This is a genomic window from Rhizobium sp. RU33A, from assembly GCF_900156055.1.
In the GTDB taxonomy this organism is placed as follows: domain Bacteria; phylum Pseudomonadota; class Alphaproteobacteria; order Rhizobiales; family Rhizobiaceae; genus Allorhizobium.
Window position 1 is genome coordinate 138,658 of record NZ_FTMQ01000004.1, and the last position, 17,307, is coordinate 155,964.

The 17,307-nt window shown below is 61.9% G+C and carries 15 protein-coding genes; 2 read left to right on the forward strand and 13 right to left on the reverse strand.

The annotated features are described in order from the left end of the window. Positions 1-49 precede the first annotated feature (49 nt). Positions 50-2,263 carry a primosomal protein N' gene (locus BW978_RS15975; protein ID WP_076396797.1) on the reverse strand — a complete coding sequence of 738 codons (2,214 nt, stop codon included), beginning with the start codon at positions 2,261-2,263 and terminating at the stop codon, positions 50-52. A 60-nt stretch (positions 2,264-2,323) separates the two neighbouring features. Continuing rightward, the gene (locus BW978_RS15980; protein ID WP_083697613.1) at positions 2,324-3,223 is read right to left on the reverse strand and encodes a GNAT family N-acetyltransferase; all 900 of its coding nucleotides are present in this window, start codon (positions 3,221-3,223) and stop codon (positions 2,324-2,326) included. A gap of 139 nt (positions 3,224-3,362) precedes the next feature. Here BW978_RS15980 and BW978_RS15985 point away from each other — a divergent pair, with 139 nt between their 5' ends. Next, positions 3,363-4,286: a tyrosine recombinase XerC gene (locus tag BW978_RS15985; RefSeq protein ID WP_076396799.1), complete on the forward strand. Its 924-nt coding sequence runs from the start codon at positions 3,363-3,365 to the stop codon at positions 4,284-4,286. A gap of 90 nt (positions 4,287-4,376) precedes the next feature. Next, positions 4,377-5,468, forward strand: coding sequence for a TraB/GumN family protein (locus BW978_RS15990; protein WP_076396801.1), 1,092 nt, complete (start codon positions 4,377-4,379; stop codon positions 5,466-5,468). Here the strand turns inward: BW978_RS15990 and BW978_RS15995 are convergent. From BW978_RS15995 to mdh, 11 genes are all read right to left on the reverse strand, one after another. Beyond that, positions 5,449-5,949 carry a DUF2867 domain-containing protein gene (locus tag BW978_RS15995; protein WP_076397105.1) on the reverse strand — a complete coding sequence of 167 codons (501 nt, stop codon included), beginning with the start codon at positions 5,947-5,949 and terminating at the stop codon, positions 5,449-5,451. The genes BW978_RS15990 and BW978_RS15995 overlap by 20 nt on opposite strands. A gap of 189 nt (positions 5,950-6,138) precedes the next feature. After that, positions 6,139-6,465, reverse strand: a complete 327-nt coding sequence (locus BW978_RS16000) for a cytochrome b (RefSeq protein ID WP_348529167.1) — start codon at positions 6,463-6,465, stop codon at positions 6,139-6,141. Positions 6,466-6,593: 128 nt separating this feature from the next. Further along, positions 6,594-8,000, reverse strand: a complete 1,407-nt coding sequence (gene lpdA / locus BW978_RS16005; protein WP_076396803.1) for a dihydrolipoyl dehydrogenase — start codon at positions 7,998-8,000, stop codon at positions 6,594-6,596. A 25-nt stretch (positions 8,001-8,025) separates the two neighbouring features. Beyond that, on the reverse strand, positions 8,026-8,775 hold the full coding sequence (locus BW978_RS16010) for an SDR family oxidoreductase (RefSeq protein WP_076396805.1): 750 nt from the start codon (positions 8,773-8,775) through the stop codon (positions 8,026-8,028). Continuing rightward, positions 8,772-9,245 carry a hypothetical protein gene (locus tag BW978_RS16015; protein ID WP_244551975.1) on the reverse strand — a complete coding sequence of 158 codons (474 nt, stop codon included), beginning with the start codon at positions 9,243-9,245 and terminating at the stop codon, positions 8,772-8,774. Before BW978_RS16015 ends, BW978_RS16010 begins: the two co-directional genes overlap by 4 nt. A gap of 29 nt (positions 9,246-9,274) precedes the next feature. Beyond that, positions 9,275-9,688: an MAPEG family protein gene (locus BW978_RS16020; protein ID WP_076396809.1), complete on the reverse strand. Its 414-nt coding sequence runs from the start codon at positions 9,686-9,688 to the stop codon at positions 9,275-9,277. Between the two features lie 12 nt (positions 9,689-9,700). Next, a complete protein-coding gene (gene odhB, locus BW978_RS16025; RefSeq protein ID WP_076396811.1) occupies positions 9,701-10,930 on the reverse strand; it encodes a 2-oxoglutarate dehydrogenase complex dihydrolipoyllysine-residue succinyltransferase in 1,230 nt (409 codons plus the stop codon). A gap of 57 nt (positions 10,931-10,987) precedes the next feature. Further along, the gene (locus BW978_RS16030) at positions 10,988-13,984 is read right to left on the reverse strand and encodes a 2-oxoglutarate dehydrogenase E1 component (protein ID WP_076396813.1); all 2,997 of its coding nucleotides are present in this window, start codon (positions 13,982-13,984) and stop codon (positions 10,988-10,990) included. A 164-nt stretch (positions 13,985-14,148) separates the two neighbouring features. Beyond that, complete coding sequence (sucD, locus tag BW978_RS16035) at positions 14,149-15,051, reverse strand: succinate--CoA ligase subunit alpha (RefSeq protein ID WP_076396815.1); 903 nt, start codon at positions 15,049-15,051, stop codon at positions 14,149-14,151. 17 nt (positions 15,052-15,068) lie between these two features. After that, on the reverse strand, positions 15,069-16,262 hold the full coding sequence (sucC, locus tag BW978_RS16040) for an ADP-forming succinate--CoA ligase subunit beta (protein ID WP_076396817.1): 1,194 nt from the start codon (positions 16,260-16,262) through the stop codon (positions 15,069-15,071). Between the two features lie 31 nt (positions 16,263-16,293). After that, entirely contained in the window at positions 16,294-17,256 is a 963-nt protein-coding gene (gene mdh, locus BW978_RS16045) for a malate dehydrogenase (RefSeq protein WP_054150409.1), read from the reverse strand. Positions 17,257-17,307: the final 51 nt, after the last annotated feature.

Below are 17,307 nucleotides of genomic sequence, written 5' to 3' on the forward strand. Positions count from 1 at the left end.
CTCGCATCCTATTTCACAGGCGCGGCGCCGGAAAATGCCGACGATCGCCTTAGAGGAAGCTCTGCGGATCGACATCCACCTGTACCTGGATCGATCTTCGTTCTTTCGGCCCCCGCTCCAGCATGATTCGGACGAACGCCTGCATGTCGCTGTTGCGGCGCCCATGGACAAGCAGTCGGAAGCGGTGCCGTCCACGGATGAGCGCAAGCGGCGCTTCGGCAGGGCCAAGGATCATGATGCCGCTCTCATGGGGCGCGGCCTGTCGCAGCCCGCGCGCATGCCCCTCGGCCTCGGCGCGGCTGTCGGCTGAGACGATGATCGAGACGAGACGACCGAAGGGTGGCAGTTGTGCGCGCTCTCGCTCCAGAATTTCGCGCTCATAGAAAGCGGCGGCATCGCCTGAGATGATCGCCTGCATGACGGGATGCTGCGGCTGGAAGGTCTGCAGCAGGCCGAGGCTCTTGCGTCCCGTGCGGCCGGCACGACCGGTTACCTGGGAAAGCAGCTGGAAGGTCCGTTCGGCAGCACGCGGATCGCCGTTGGACAGACCGATATCCGCATCGATAATGCCAACCAGCGTCATCAGCGGGAAATTATGCCCCTTCGCCACGAGCTGCGTACCAATGACGATGTCGGCCTCGCCGTTCGCGATTGCCTCGAGTTCGAGACGCAATCGCTTGACCCCGCCAATATCCGACGAGAGCACCAGCGTTCGGGCATCGGGAAAGTGTTTCTCCACTTCTTCGGCGATGCGCTCGACACCCGGGCCGCAAGCGACAAGATGGTCGAGGGTGCCACATTCCGGGCAGGCATTCGGCGTCGGCTCGTGATAGCCGCACTGGTGGCACTGGATCTGGCCACGGAAGCGGTGCTCGACCAACCAGCTTGAACATTGCGGGCACTGGAAGCGGTGACCGCAGACGCGGCAGAGCGTCAGCGGCGCATAACCGCGCCGATTGAGGAAGAGCAGCGCCTGTTCGCCGCGTTCGACAGCCTTGCCGACGGAGCGCAACAGGATCGGCGACAGAAAGCCGCCCCGTTCGGGCGGCGCACGCCGCATGTCGATGAGATGCAGGTCCGGCATTGCGGCATCGGCAAAACGCGTCGGCAGATGGATGCGTGTGTAGCGGCCAGCGATACAGTTGACCTGGCTCTCGACCGACGGCGTGGCCGAGACCAGCACGACCGGGAAGCCCGCGATGCGCGCCCGGACAACGGCCATGTCGCGCGCGTTATAAAAGACGCGGTCTTCCTGCTTGAAGGCCGGGTCATGCTCTTCGTCGACGATAATGAGCCCGAGGTTCTCGAACGGCAGGAAGAGTGCGGAGCGTGCGCCGGCAACCACGCGGATCTCGCCTGTCGCGACCTGACGCCAGACCTTTTCGCGGGTGCGGGTCGCAAGATCCGAATGCCATTCCCCGGGCTTGGAGCCGAAGCGATCCTGAAAGCGCTCGAGGAAGTTGGCGGTAAGCGCGATTTCCGGCAGCAGGATCAGCACCTGCTTGCCCTGTTTCAAGGTCTCGGCAATCGCCTCGAAATAGACCTCCGTCTTGCCGGAGCCCGTCACGCCATCGATCAGGGAAACGGCGAAACCGCCCTTGCGCAGGCTGTCGAGGATCTCTTCGGCTGCCTCCTTCTGCGGACCGGCGAGCCGGTTCTCCGCATAGTCGGGGTCAGGAGCGGCGACCAGAGGCGGCGGCGGCAGGAAGACCTGTTCGAACACACCCTGCTTGACGAGACCGTCGATGACGCTGGTCGAGACGCCGCTCGCATGAGCAAGCCCGCTCTTTGTCCAGGAGAGGCCATCGGCCGCCATCTCCAGCACCTTCTGGCGCGCAGGCGTCAGACGCTCCGGCTCATATCCGGCATAGCGCAGCCCCTCGATCATCGGTTCGGGATCGAAGGCCGCAGGCGCCCGAAGCGCCATGCGGGCCACATAACCCGGTGGAGAGAGCGTGTAGGCAGCCACCCAGTCGAGGAAGGTGCGCATGTCCTGGTCAAGCGGCGGGCAATCGAAGATCTTGGTGATTTCCCTAAGCTTCTTCGGATCAACTGATGTGCCCTCGCCGCCGTCCCAGACCACACCTATCACCTGTCGCGGCCCAAGCGGCACCTGCACGATCGCGCCCGGCTCCACCGTCAGCTCATCGGGCACCGCGTAGCTGTAGGCGGTTGGTGCTGGCATGGGCACGAGCACCGGCACCACCTTGCGGCGCGGTGTTTCGAACAGTTCCCCGAACAGGCTTTTCGAATCGTCCTTCATCGGGCTGCAACTTGCCCCCTGAGGATCGGAAAGAAAACAGGCTTTATGTGACGGGGGAGATCAGCGGAAACTGCGGTCGGGATCGGCCGGCAGCCGATGGACCGTGAAGTCTTCCAGCGCCTTGGTCACCTCGGCAGGATCACCTTCGAGAGCCTCGACCGGAATCAGACTGCCGACGGTGAAATCGAAACGACCGCCGCGCTTGTTGAGAAGCTCGTAGAAGACGGTCATGTCACGCAGTTCTGTCGACCAGCGGGCGAACCAGTAGAACAGGCCGGAATTGCGCGCCTTCATGTTCACCGGCAGGATCGGCAGATTGTATTTGCGCGCAAGCGAGATGGCAGACGTCTTCCACGGCCGCTCGTTGAGCTTGCCTTCGTCCCAATAGGCGATGCGGCCCGAGGGAAAGAGCACGGTCGCCCTGCCCTCTTCCACCGCGCGCGTCGTAAGTTTCAGCGTTTCGCGCGCCTTGAGCTTCGACTTGTGTTCTTCGCGCCATTCGACCGGAATGATGATTTCCGCAAGCCGCGGATTGACCCTGACCGCATCCCGGTTGGCGAAGAAGGTCATGTCGGGGCGACGGTCTTTCAGCAGGTCATACATCGCGACCCCATCTGCAATGCCGGTCGGATGATTGCTGACCAGGATGAAGCCGCCTGATGACGGGATGCGGTCAGCGTGACGGACCTGGATATCGAGGCCAAGAGCAGCACTCAAATAGTCAAATACCTGCGGACCCGGCAGGTTGGCGACATCATTGGCGAACTGGATCGCCTTGTCGTAACGGAGAACGCTATAAAGAAAGGGCCTCATGGCAGGCCAAAGGGGATGCTCGACGAGCTTCTGACCGCGCTCGGCGATCAGCGTGTCGACGATATGTCCGGGGCGCCCATGAGACAAGAGCGACAGGGTGTCGGTGACGCTCGCGAAAGTGGAGACGGGAGATCGGCGCATCAGCATTTACCTCGCCAGAGTTCCAGAGGGGTTCTGGCAGCGATTTGTGATCCGTTCATGACAGCCCCGATATTCGTCCTTCGTTAACCCTCCCGCGCCATCGTGAGCCGGGTGGCCAACAGCCAATAACGCAACAGGTGCGCAATTGATCCCGGCAGACGAAAAACTTCTCGGCGAACGTGCGGCCTGGCTGGAGAGCTTGGGGGCAGAGCGTCGCCTGGCCGGTAACACGCTGGACGCCTATGAGCGCGACACGCGGCAATTCCTGCAATTCCTATCCGCCCATGTCGGCGGGACCGTGAAGATCGACGACATCAAGGCCTTGCGCCCGGCCGACCTGCGCGGCTTCCTCGCTCATCGCCGCAAGGAGGGGGACGGTGCCCGTTCGCTTGGTAGGCATCTCGCCGGGCTGCGATCCTTCCTGCGTCATCTGGAACGCAAGGGCCTGGTGAATGCAGCGGGTGCGAGCGCGATCCGCTCGCCGAAACAGCCGAAATCCCTGCCCAAGCCGCTCAGTGGACGTCAGGCTTTAGCCGTCGTCGCGGTCGATACGCAGATGCACGAGGAGCCTTGGATCGCAGCGCGCGACGCGGCGGTGCTTTCCCTGCTCTACGGCTGCGGTCTGCGTATCTCCGAGGCCCTTGGCCTGACGCCCGAGGTATTCGAGGGAAGGCCGAAGAGCCTGCGCATCACCGGCAAGGGCGGCAAGACGCGGCTGGTGCCCCTGCTTCCCGTGGTGATGGAAGCGGTGGAAACCTACTACAAGCTCTGCCCCTATCATCTGGAACCCGGCGCACCGCTTTTCCGAGGCGCCCGGGGCGGCCCGCTTCAGCCGGCGATCATCCAGCGCGAGATGCAGAAGCTGCGCTCGGCCCTCGGCCTGCCGGATTCGGCCACACCCCATGCCCTGCGCCACTCCTTCGCGACACATCTTCTGGGCAGCGGTGGCGACCTGCGGACGATCCAGGAACTGCTGGGCCATGCCAGTCTTTCGACCACGCAGATCTACACCGGCGTCGACAGTGCTCGGCTTCTGGACATTTACGACCGCGCCCATCCCCGCGCCTGACGCGCCCGGATCGCACCCGCATTAACCAAGATCCTTAATCGAACGTGAGGGCGATCGCTTCTATTCTCCGGACTTCTGACAGGAGACGACATGAACGCGCATCGCCTTTTTTCGCTGCGGCCCCACCTGCCGCGCCTTTCGCCGTCTGAAATCGGCCTCTGGATCGCAGGCGTGCTGCCGCTCGCCCTCGTCGTCCTCCTGCTCGCCACCCTCCTTACAGTCAGCCCCGCCCGCGCTTCCGATGTCGCCTGCCACGGCGAGAACCTGCTCGTCGCGATGGAGAAGGAAAAGCCGGAAGAGCTGGCGAAGATCCGTGCCGAAGCGGCCAAAATACCGAATGGCCAGGGGATCTTCTGGAAGGTTGAGAAGGCAGGCCTGCAGCCCTCCTACCTGCTCGGCACCATGCATGTCACCGATCCCCGCGTTCTGACCATGCCGAACGGCGCCCGCGAAGCGGCATCCGCCGCCGATGTGGTCGTGATCGAGTCGGACGAGATCCTCGACGAGAAGAAAGCAGCAGCCTCGCTTCTCATGCATCCCGAACTGACCATGTTTACCGATGGCAAGTCGGTGAAGGACCATCTTGACGCTGAAGAACTTCAGCGCCTGGAAGTCGGGCTGAAAGAGCGCGGCCTGGCGCTCGGCGCCGTTGCCAAGATGAAGCCATGGATCCTGGCGAGCTTTGTGGCGCTGCCAGCCTGCGAACTTTCCCGCAAGGCAGCCGGCGCCTCATTCCTTGACAAGAAGATCGCCGAGGATGCCGTGGCTGCGGACAAGCCGGTGGCCGGTCTCGAAACGCTGGTCGAGCAACTGGAAGCCATGGCTGACCTGCCGGTCGATTTCCATTTCAAGGCGTTGATCGAAACGATCGAACTCGGCGACAAGATGGAAGATGTCATTGAAACCATGACGGAGCTCTATCTCGCCGGTGACATCGGCATGACCATGCCCTTGCTGAAAGTCGTCGCCCCCACCGCCGCCGGTGAAGACGAGAGCGCCTATGCCGCTTTCGAGACCCGCATCGTCCGGGATCGCAATCTGGTGATGGCAGAAGGCAGCAAGCAGCACCTGGAAAAGGGTAATGCCTTTATCGCGGTCGGCGCGCTGCATCTGCCAGGTGAGGAAGGTCTCGTCGAGCTGATCCGGAAACAGGGCTACACCGTCACGAGGGTCGACGGCTGACACCCCTTGTAGCGGCAAAGCGCTTCAGGAAGGTCTTCACGATCAGCCTGTGAAACGGCGTGACAACGAAGATGTAGATCCGGCCGAAAAGATTGTGCCGCTTGACGAGCGTCGTCAGCGACACATGCTGATGCCCGGCGCCCTCAGGCTCTACCGCGACGATGATCCTGAAGTCGAGATGCTTATCGTTGAAGCCCAGCAGCACATGCTGCTCATCCTGCGCCAGAACCGGAAAGCCGCCGATGCGATCCTGACCAGTCAACTCTAGCTCTGCTGATTTCAAGCCGAAGAGACCGACGATCAGGTTCCGGATCTTGAGCAGAGCCCCGACCCAGCGCGGCGCCCGCCCCATGAGCTCGTTCGCAACCTCCATCGGAACGAGATCGTTCCGATCGAGGCGGACGCTGTAGCTGTCAGCCCAATCGGCATTGGCAAGGTCAGGATGCGGGAGCACGACACGCTGTTCGACGACAACACCCATCCTGCCCCCCTTGGCGATCACCCCCGCGTCCTGCGCGTGGCAACCGGCGTCTTCCAGTAGAACTGATGTACCAGAAGCGCCAGGATGTGCACTGCGATCAAAAGCCACATCAGGTTCTTCAGCGGACCGCCATGTACGAAGCCGCCGTCTCGTTGCTGAAGTAGTAGGCGCCGATACCACTGAGCGGGATCAGGAAGAACAAGGCATAGAAGGTACCATGCGCCAGATTCGCAGCGAGTGCCAGGATCGGAGGCTCTCGGCGGGCGCCGGCGGTGCACCTCGGGTGAAGCGGATCGCGAGGCGAACGAGCCCCAGACAGAGCACGGCGATCCCGACATCGGCATGGATATTGGCAAAGGTCAGGTCTCCGGGAGAAGGGACCTTCCCACGTTCATAGGCTTCGGCAACCTCCCCCATTGCATCGGAGAAGATGAGATTGAAGAGAATGAGTAGGGCCATCAGCCAGTGAAGGGCCTTCTGCGGGATGGAATAGGAGGCAGGTGCAGCAGGGGCCATGGTCTTGCCTTTCGGGAGGTGCAAAGGGAGGCACTGACCACACATGATAAAGGCCGCCGCCTGGGGTACAAGCGACAGCCTTCAACCTTACCGAAATATAATAATTGACCTATGTTAGGTCTGGCGCCTTACATGTGCAGCGGCTTGAAGAAGGTCGCGAGTGCGGCTTCCTTGACGGCTTCCGACATGGTCGGGTGGGCGTGGCAGGTGCGGCCGAGATCTTCCGACGAACCACCGAATTCCATCAGCACGGCAGCTTCGTGGATCATTTCGCCGGCGCCGAGACCGATGATGTGTACGCCGAGAACGCGGTCCGTGTCCTTGTCGGCCAAAACCTTCACGAAGCCGTCCATGGCCTGCATGGCGCGCGCGCGGCCATTGGCCGTGAACGGGAACTTGCCAGCCTTGTAAGATACACCCGCAGCCTTGAGCTCTTCCTCGGTCTTGCCGACGGAAGCGACTTCCGGCTGGGTGTAGACGACGCCAGGGATGACGTCATAGTTCACATGGCCATGCTGACCAGCGAGGATTTCGGCGAGCGCGACGCCTTCGTCTTCTGCCTTGTGCGCGAGCATCGGACCCTTGACCACGTCACCGATGGCATAGATGCCGGCAACATTGGTGCGGTAGTGGCCATCGATCTCGACGCGGCCACGATTGTCCAGCGCAACGCCGGATTCTTCGAGGCCGAGGCCTGCGGTGTAGGGCTTGCGGCCGGTGGCAACGAGCACGACGTCGGCGTCGAGCGTCTGGGCTTCGCCGCCCTTGACCGGCTCGAACGTGACCTTGGCGCCATCGCCCGACTTTTCAACGCCGGTGACCTTGGCGCCGAGGTTGAACTCCATGCCCTGCTTGGCAAGGATGCGCTGGAACTGCTTGGAGACTTCGCCGTCCATGCCGCCGAGGATCGTGTCGAGGTACTCGATGACGGTGACCTTGGCGCCGAGGCGCGACCAGACCGAGCCGAGCTCGAGGCCGATGACACCGCCGCCGACGACGATCATCTTGGCCGGGACCTTGTCCAGCGCGATACCGCCGGTCGAGGACACGATGATCTTCTCATCGATCTCGACCGCAACACCCGGAATGCCGGCGACGTCGGAACCGGTGGCGATGACGATGTTCTTGGTTTCGAGAACCTGGACTTCACCCGCGTCGTTGGTGACTTCAACCTTGCCGGCCGAAAGGATCTTGCCGGTGCCCTGGATGCCGTCGATCTTGTTCTTCTTGAACAGGAAAGCGACGCCCTCGACGTTCGACTTCACGGTCGCGTCCTTGTGCGCCATCATCTTCGACAGGTTCAGCGTCGGTGCGCCGACTTCGACGCCGAGATCGGCCATGCCATGGGCGGCGTGGTGGAAGACTTCCGACGCGTGCAGCAGGGCCTTGGACGGGATGCAGCCGATGTTGAGGCAGGTGCCGCCATAGGTGGCGCGCTTCTCGACGACGGCGACCTTCATGCCGAGCTGGGCTGCCTTGATGGCGCAGACATAGCCGCCGGGGCCGGAGCCGATAACGATGACATCATAAGACATGGGAAGCTTCCTTCGTTTTCGACGGTTACCGACCGCCGCTGACATTCAAGATGGCACCCGTCACATAGGATGCCTGAGGCGAGAGGAGATAAAGAACGCTGTCGGCCACTTCGTCCGCCGTTCCGGGCCTTTGCATCGGAACGATGGGAGCCAGATCGCGCGCCCTGTCCGGCAATCCGCCGGATGCATGAATTTCGGTATCGATGATCCCGGGCCTGATGGCATTGACCCGGATGCCCTCGGTCGCGACTTCGCGGGACAAGCCCACAGTAAAGGTATCAACCGCGGCCTTGGCGGCGGCATAGTCGACGTACTGGCCTGAACTGCCGATGACGGCCGCCATGGACGAGATGTTGACGATCACGCCACCCTGCCCGCCGTGTTTTGTCGACATGCGCTTCACGGCTTCCGTGGCACAGCGGATCTTGCCGATGACGTTGACGGCAAACATCCGGTCGAGCCGCGCCCGGTCGAATTCCTCGACCCGCGCCGTGACGTCGACGACGCCGGCATTGTTGACCAGACCATGGAGCGGTCCAAGGAGATCGGCGGCGGCGAAGATCGCGGCGATGCCCTCTTCGGTGGCGGTATCACCCTGCACAATCTCGGCCCTGGCGCCGAGCGTCTGGCAATCGGCCGCAACGGCCTCGGCAGCAGTCTGGTCCGAGCGATAGTTTACCAGCAGGTCATAACCCTGCGCTGCGGCCTTGCGGCAGACGGCAGCGCCGATGCCGCGGCTGCCGCCGGTGACGAGAAGGAGAGGACGGCTGGTCATGAGGCGCATCCCTTGAACTCGAAGACATCCCATGGGGCGCTTTCCATGCCCTTGCCGACAGCAGACGACAGGATGGCCGGGCCGAAGCCGGGCAGGAGAAGTGCATCGGGCGCGTCGGCGCCTTCCGGCGGTAGGAGATCGACATGGCCGGTCGTCTCCTCGACGCCGTAGACGATACCCTTCCAGACCGTGCAGGCAGCAATCGTTGCACCAGTCACGTCGCCGTCTGGGCAATTGTTCATCAGCATGCCGATGGGACGCTCGATTTCGGGATCGAACATGACGTGACCATTGAGCTTGAAAGTGCCGATTTCGGTGCTGAACCCATGGGAAACAGGCGTATTCTCGCCGCTGGCAGCAGCAAAGACCAGTTCGACACCGGTTTCGGCTTCGCGGTAGGTGGCTTTTTCAATCCGGCAATCGGCGGCCATAGCCGCATCAGACAGCGCGAGCGCGGCAAGAAGAACCATTGCTCTCGACGACGCGCCCATGTCTCACCTCAAAACGCCAGTGCGAGGAACATCAAGCCGAGGCCGGCCGTGGCGCCAGTCCAGACAAGCGAGCGGATATAGGGAATGCCCGCCAGATAGAGCGGATAATAGACGATGCGCCCGACAAACCAGACGATGGCACCGGTCAGGCCGAGGCCCGAGGTCTCACCGGTGAACAGCAACCCTGCCGCAAGGGCCACGAAGGCGGGATAGGTCTCACGGAAGTTCGACGACGCCCGCGCAGCACGGCCGGCGAGCTTGCTCGCCGGCTGTTTGCCTTCATCACGAGGGCCGGCATTCCACTCCGTGCCCAGCTCCTTGGTGGCCAGCATGCCCTGCAGGAGAACATGCGCCACCAGCAGTACCACGCTCCAGGCAAGGAGCAGGACCAGCGGAGAGGCGGAAGCGGATACCGGCTCCATCGTGCGTTTTCCTTAGAGGTCGAGAACCAGGCGTTCCGGATCCTCAAGGCTTTCCTTGACGCGGACGAGGAAGGTGACTGCTTCCTTGCCGTCGACGATGCGGTGATCGTAGGAGAGCGCGAGATACATCATCGGGCGGATGACGATCTGACCGCCGACAACGACCGGACGCTCCTGGATCTTGTGCATGCCGAGGATACCCGACTGCGGTGCATTCAGGATCGGCGAAGACATCAGCGAACCGTAGACGCCACCGTTGGAGATGGTGAAGGTACCGCCCTGCATGTCGGCCATGGAGAGCTGACCGTCACGGGCAGCCTTGCCGAGACGACCGATGTCCTTCTCGATTTCGGCAATAGACATCTGATCGGCATCGCGCACGATCGGAACGACCAGACCCTTGTCCGTGCCGACGGCAACGCCGATGTGGCAGTAGTTCTTGTAGATGATGTCGGTACCGTCGATCTCGGCGTTGACCGCCGGCAGTTCCTTCAGCGCATGCGTGACGGCCTTGGTGAAGAAGCCCATGAAACCGAGCTTCACGCCATGCTTCTTCTCGAAGATGTCCTTGTAGCGGTTGCGCAGGGCCATCACGGCCGACATATCCACCTCGTTATAGGTGGTCAGCATGGCGGCCGTGTTCTGGGCGTCCTTGAGGCGCTTGGCGATCGTCTGGCGCAAACGGGTCATCTTCACGCGCTCTTCGCGCGATGCGTCGTCACCGGAAGAGGCCGGACGCGGAGCAGCAGGGGCTGCGGCAACAGCCGGAGCAGCCGTGCCCTTGGCGATGGCGGCGATCACGTCGCCCTTCAGCACCTGGCCACGCTTGCCGGAACCGTCGACGTCAGCGGTCGAGAGATTGTTGTCGGCAGCGAGCTTGGCGGCGGCCGGAGCGGCCGGCATGGCCGAGGGAGCAGCCGGAGCAGCGGCGGCCGGAGCAGGCGCAGCAGCAGGAGCCGGTGCTGCGGCAGGGGCCGGAGCAGCGGCACCAGCAGAACCGGCAGCACCTTCAGCGATCTGGCCGAGCAGCGCGCCGAGACCGACGGTCTCGCCGTTCTGGGCGACGATTTCAGTCAGAACGCCCGAGACCGGCGACGGGACTTCGACAGTCACCTTGTCGGTTTCCAGTTCGACGAGGGGCTCGTCGGCCTTGACGGTGTCACCGACCTTCTTGAACCAGGTGCCAATAGTGGCTTCGCTGACGGATTCGCCGAGGGTGGGTACGCGGATTTCAGTGGCCATGATCTCAATTCCGTTGGTCAGAGAACGTTTCGGTCTGCGAGGGAAAGACTGGGCGGATCAACCGCCCAGTGCGTCCTCGAGGAAGGCTTCGAGCTGAGCGAGGTGCTTGGACATCAGGCCTGTTGCCGGCGAAGCGGCAGCCGGACGGCCGGTGTAGCGCACGCGCTGGTACTTGGCGTCGATATGGGCAAGTACCCATTCCAGATACGGATCGATGAACGACCAGGCGCCCATGTTCTTCGGCTCTTCCTGGCACCAGACCATCTCCGCATTGCGGAAGCGCGAGAGCTCGTTGATGAGCGCCTTGGCCGGGAAGGGATAGAGCTGTTCGATACGCAGCAGGTAGATGTCGTCGATGCCGCGCTTTTCGCGCTCTTCCAGAAGATCGTAATAGACCTTGCCGGAACACATGACGACGCGACGGATCTTCGCATCCTTCTGCAGCTTGATCGGACCGTCCTTGATGACTTCGGCATCGTCCCACAGCAGGCGGTGGAACGACGATTCACCGGCCATCTCGGCAAGGCTCGACGTGGCACGCTTGTGACGCAGCAGCGACTTCGGCGTCATCATGATCAGCGGCTTGCGGAAGTCACGCTTCATCTGACGGCGCAGAATATGGAAGTAGTTCGACGGCGTCGTGACGTTGGCAACCTGCATGTTGTCTTCGGCGCACATCTGCAGCCAGCGCTCGAGGCGGGCGGAAGAGTGTTCCGGACCCTGGCCCTCATAGCCATGCGGCAGAAGGCAGACGAGGCCGGACATGCGCAGCCACTTGCGTTCGCCCGACGAGATGAACTGGTCGAACACGACCTGTGCACCGTTGGCAAAGTCACCGAACTGGGCTTCCCAGAGCGTCAGCGCATTCGGACGAGCCAGCGAATAGCCGTATTCGAAACCGAGCACGGCCTCTTCCGACAGCATCGAGTTGATGACTTCGTAGCGGGCCTGGTTCGGAGCGAGATTGGCGAGCGGGATGTAGCGGTCTTCGGTCTCCTGATCGTAGAGAACCGAGTGACGCTGCGAAAAGGTGCCGCGTTCGCAATCCTGGCCGGAGAGACGGATCTTGTGGCCGTCGAGGCAGAGCGAACCGAAGGCGAGTGCTTCGCCCATGGCCCAGTCGATGCCTTCGCCGGTCTCGATCATCTGCGCCCGGTTTTCCATGAAGCGCTGGATCGTGCGGTGCGCCTTGAAGCCTTCCGGAATGGTCGACAGCTTGCGGCCAATCTCCTTGAGCTGCTTCATCGGCACTGCGGTCTTGCCGCGACGCTGCTCGTCGGCATTGTCGGCGGTCCGGAGACCCGACCAAACGCCGTCCAGCCAGTCGGCCTTGTTCGGCTTGTAGCTCTGGCCGGCCTCGAACTCCTGTTCGAGATGGGCGCGCCAGTCGGCCTTCATCTTCTCGAATTCGCCTTCCGAGATCAGGCCCTCGGCGATCAGACGCTCGCCGTAGATGTTGACCACCGTCTTGTGGGCACGGATTTCCTTGTACATCTTCGGCTGGGTGAAGCTCGGCTCGTCGCCTTCGTTGTGACCGAAGCGGCGGTAGCAGAACATGTCGACGACGACAGGCTTGTGGAACTTCATCCGGTATTCGGTCGCGACCTTGGCCGCATAGACGACGGCTTCCGGATCGTCACCGTTGACGTGGAAGATCGGCGCTTCGATCATCTTGGCGACGTCGGACGGATAGGGCGACGAACGCGAGAAGGCCGGGTTCGTGGTGAAACCGATCTGGTTGTTGATGATCACGTGCAGCGTGCCGGCAACGCGGTGACCGCGCAGGCCCGACAGGCCGAGAATTTCTGCAGTCACACCCTGGCCGGCAAAGGCTGCATCACCATGCAGGAGAAGCGGCAGAACCTTGGCGCGCTCCTTCAGCGGTATGACATCGCCGTCCCAGACCTTGGCGAGCTGGTCCTGCTTGGCGCGCGCCTTGCCCATGACGACAGGGTTGACGATTTCCAGATGCGACGGGTTGGCCGTCAGCGACAGGTGAACCTTGTTGCCGTCGAACTCGCGGTCAGAGGAAGCGCCGAGATGGTACTTCACGTCACCGGAACCTTCGACTTCGTCGGGCTTGAAGGAACCGCCCTTGAACTCGTGGAAGACCGCGCGATGCGGCTTGTGCATGACGTTGGTCAGGACGTTCAGGCGACCGCGATGGGCCATGCCGAGAACAACCTGCTCGAGACCTTCCTGGCCGCCGCGCTTGATGATCTGCTCCAGCGCCGGGATCAGCGACTCACCACCATCGAGGCCGAAGCGCTTGGTACCCTTGTACTTGACGTCGATGAACTGCTCGAAGCCCTCGGCCTCGATCAGCTTCTGAAGGATGGCCTTCTTGCCGTTCGGCGTGAATTCGACGCCCTTGCCGGGGCCTTCGATACGCTCCTGGATCCAGGCTTTTTCTTCCGGATTGGAGATGTGCATGAATTCGACGCCGAGCGTCGAGCAATAGGTGCGCTGCAGGATGTCGAGCATCTGCGGGATCGTGGCGTATTCCAGACCCAGCACGTTGTCGATGAAGATCTTGCGGCTGTAATCGGCTTCGGTGAAGCCATAGGCGGCCGGCGACAACTCGTTGTAGTCGTCAACAGGTGCAGCAATGCCAAGGGGATCGAGATTGGCATGCAGGTGACCACGCATGCGGTACGCGCGGATCATCATGATGGCGCGAACGCTGTCGCGCGTCGCCTGCAGAACTTCAGCTTCGGAAACGGTCTTGCCTGCCGAAGCGGCGGTCGCCTCAACCTTGGTCTGGACCTTCTTTTCAATGGCTTTCTCGACCACGCCCCAATTGCCGTCGAGCGCGTTGACGAGGTCGCCGCCTTCGGCGATCGGCCAGTTCTTGCGCTGCCAGGAAGCGCCCTTTGCAGCCTTCGTCACATCGGTCGGATTATCGGCCAGCGCCTTGAAGAAGGCTCGCCACTCATCGGACACCGATGAGGGATCTTCCTCGTAGCGCGCGTAAAGCTGTTCGATATAGGCCGCATTCGATCCGTCGAGGAAGGACGTGATCAGAAACTGCTCGTTGGCTTCTTGCCTACCCATGATGTTTCGCGAGCGTCTCGGCTCGCCTCCCGACTTGAATTGATGGCCGGATGCCCGGCCTGCCGCTCGCGATCGCAGTGAAGCGCGAATCGTCTCAGATATGCGAAAGTCCAGGCGAAGGGATGGCGGACCAACCCTTCGCCTGGCTTATTCTTCGTCAGGTCTCAGCCCTTGAGGACTTCGACCAGCGTCTTGCCGAGGCGCGCCGGGGACGGCGAAACTTTGATGCCGGCGGCTTCCATGGCTTCGATCTTCGATTCTGCGTCGCCCTTGCCACCGGAAACGACAGCACCGGCATGACCCATGGTGCGGCCCTTCGGTGCAGTCCGGCCAGCGATGAAGCCTGCCATCGGCTTCTTGCGGCCCTTCTTGGCTTCGTCGATGAGGAACTGAGCAGCTTCTTCTTCGGCAGCGCCGCCGATTTCGCCGATCATGATGATCGAGGTCGTGGCTTCGTCAGCGAGGAACATTTCGAGCACGTCGATGAACTCGGTACCCTTGACCGGGTCACCACCGATACCCACAGCCGTCGTCTGGCCGAGACCTTCGTTCGAAGTCTGGAACACCGCTTCGTAGGTCAATGTTCCCGAGCGCGAGACGATACCGACCGAACCCTTGCGGAAGATAGAGCCCGGCATGATGCCGATCTTGCATTCTTCCGGCGTCAGGATACCCGGGCAGTTCGGACCGAGAAGGCGCGACTTCGACTTGTCGAGCTTCGCCTTGACCCGCACCATGTCCATGACCGGGATACCCTCGGTGATGCAGGTGATGAACGAGATCTCGGCGTCGATCGCCTCGATGATGGCGTCGGCAGCGCCTGCCGGCGGAACGTAGATCACGGATGCATCTGCACCGGTCTTTTCCTTGGCTTCGGCAACGGTCGCGAAGATCGGCAGGCTTTCACCCTTGGAGCCGGTCCAGTTTTCGCCACCCTTCTTCGGATGGATACCGCCGACCATCTGCGTGCCGTAGTAAGCGAGCGCCTGTTCGGTGTGGAAGGTGCCGGTCTTGCCGGTCAGGCCCTGTACGAGGACCTTGGTGTTCTTGTTTACAAGAATTGACATCGAATAGGTTCCTCAGATTAGCCGTTGATCGCCGCGACGATCTTCTTGGCAGCGTCGTCCAGATCGTCGGCCGCGGTGATCGCGAGGCCGGATTCGTTCAGGATCTTCTTGCCAAGTTCGACATTGGTGCCTTCGAGGCGCACGACGAGCGGAACCTTCAGGCCGACTTCCTGCACGGCGGCAACGACGCCTTCCGCGATGACGTCGCACTTCATGATGCCGCCGAAGATGTTGACGAGGATGCCCTCGACCTTCGGGTCAGCGGTGATGATCTTGAAGGCAGCCGCGACCTTCTCCTTGCCAGCGCCACCGCCGACGTCGCAGAAGTTTGCCGGCTCCTTGCCGTAGAGCTTGATGATGTCCATCGTCGCCATGGCGAGACCGGCACCGTTGACCATGCAGCCGATATTGCCGTCGAGGGCCACGTAAGCGAGGTCCCACTTGGAGGCTTCGATTTCCTTGGCGTCTTCTTCTGTCTCGTCGCGCAGCGCACGAACGTCGTCATGGCGGAACAGCGCGTTGCCGTCGAAGGACATCTTGGCGTCGAGTACGCGCAGATGGTCATTCTTCATGACGATCAGCGGGTTGACCTCGAGCAGCGCCATGTCCTTTTCGACGAAGGCCTTGTAGAGGATCGGGAAGAGCGACTTGGCGTCTTCAGCAGCGGCACCCGACAGTTCCAGGGCAGCCGAGATCTTGGCGATGTCGGCGTCGGTAACGCCGGCTTCCGGATCGATCGCGATCGTATGGATCTTCTCAGGCGTGTCGTGGGCAACAGCTTCGATGTCCATGCCGCCTTCCGTCGAAACGACGAAGGCAACCTGGCCAACCGAGCGGTCGACGAGCAGCGAGCAATAGAGTTCGCGAGCGATATCGGCGCCATCTTCGATGTAGAGGCGGTTGACCTGCTTGCCGGCGTCGCCGGTCTGGGCCGTTACCAGCGTGTTGCCGAACATTTCCTTGGCATGCGCCTTGGCTTCGTCGATCGAGAAGGCGAGGCGAACGCCGCCCTTGGCTTCCGGCGACAGTTCCTTGAACTTGCCCTTGCCGCGACCGCCAGCATGGATCTGGCTCTTGACCACGTAAAGCGGGCCCGGCAGTTGCTTTGCAGCAGCTTCGGCTTCTTCCGCGGAAAAGATCGCCACACCTTCGGCGACCGGTGCACCAAAGCTCTTCAGAAGAGCCTTGGCCTGATATTCATGAATGTTCATTGTCGTGTCCCTGTTTTGGGCGAAATGGCAATTACTTGAGAGCCGGCGCGATGTTGATGCAGGCTTCGCAGAGGCCGGCAACGGCGCCGACGGACTTCTGGAAGGCCTCTTCCTCGGCCTTGTTCAGGTCGATTTCGATGATGCGCTCGACGCCGCCTTCACCGATGACGACGGGAACGCCGACATACATGTCCTTCACGCCGTACTGGCCGGTGAGGTAGGCAGCGCAAGGCAGGACGCGCTTCTTGTCCTTGAGGTAGGACTCAGCCATCTCGATGGCAGAGGCGGCCGGGGCGTAGTACGCCGAGCCGGTCTTCAGCAGGCCAACGATTTCGGCGCCGCCGTCACGGGTGCGCTGGATGATCTCTTCGAGGCGTTCCTTTGTGACCCAGCCCATCTTGACCAGGTCGGTGAGCGGGATGCCGCCGACGGTCGAATAGCGAGCGAGCGGCACCATGGTGTCGCCGTGGCCGCCGAGAACGAATGCGGTGACGTCCTGGACGGAAACGTTGAATTCTTCAGACAGGAAGTGGCGGAAACGACCGGAGTCGAGAACGCCGGCCATGCCGACGACCTTGTTGGTCGGCAGGCCCGAGAACTTCTGCAGAGCCCAGACCATCGCGTCGAGCGGGTTGGTGATGCAGATGACGAATGCGTTCGGGGCATACTTCTTGATGCCGGCGCCAACCTGTTCCATGACCTTGAGGTTGATGCCGAGCAGGTCATCGCGGCTCATGCCTGGCTTGCGGGCTACACCGGCGGTGACGATGCAGACGTCGGCACCTTCGATCGCGGCATAGTCGCTCGCACCGGAAAGCTTGGCATTGAAGCCCTCGACCGGACCGGACTGGGCAATGTCGAGACCCTTACCCTGGGGGATGCCGTCAGCAATGTCGAACAGGACAATATCGCCCAGTTCCTTCAGACTGGCGAGATGCGCCAGCGTTCCACCAATCATTCCAGAACCGATAAGAGCGATCTTTTTGCGCGCCATTGTAGACTTCCTTTTGGATCCGCGACCAAGGTCGAGACAAGTTTTAGCCTG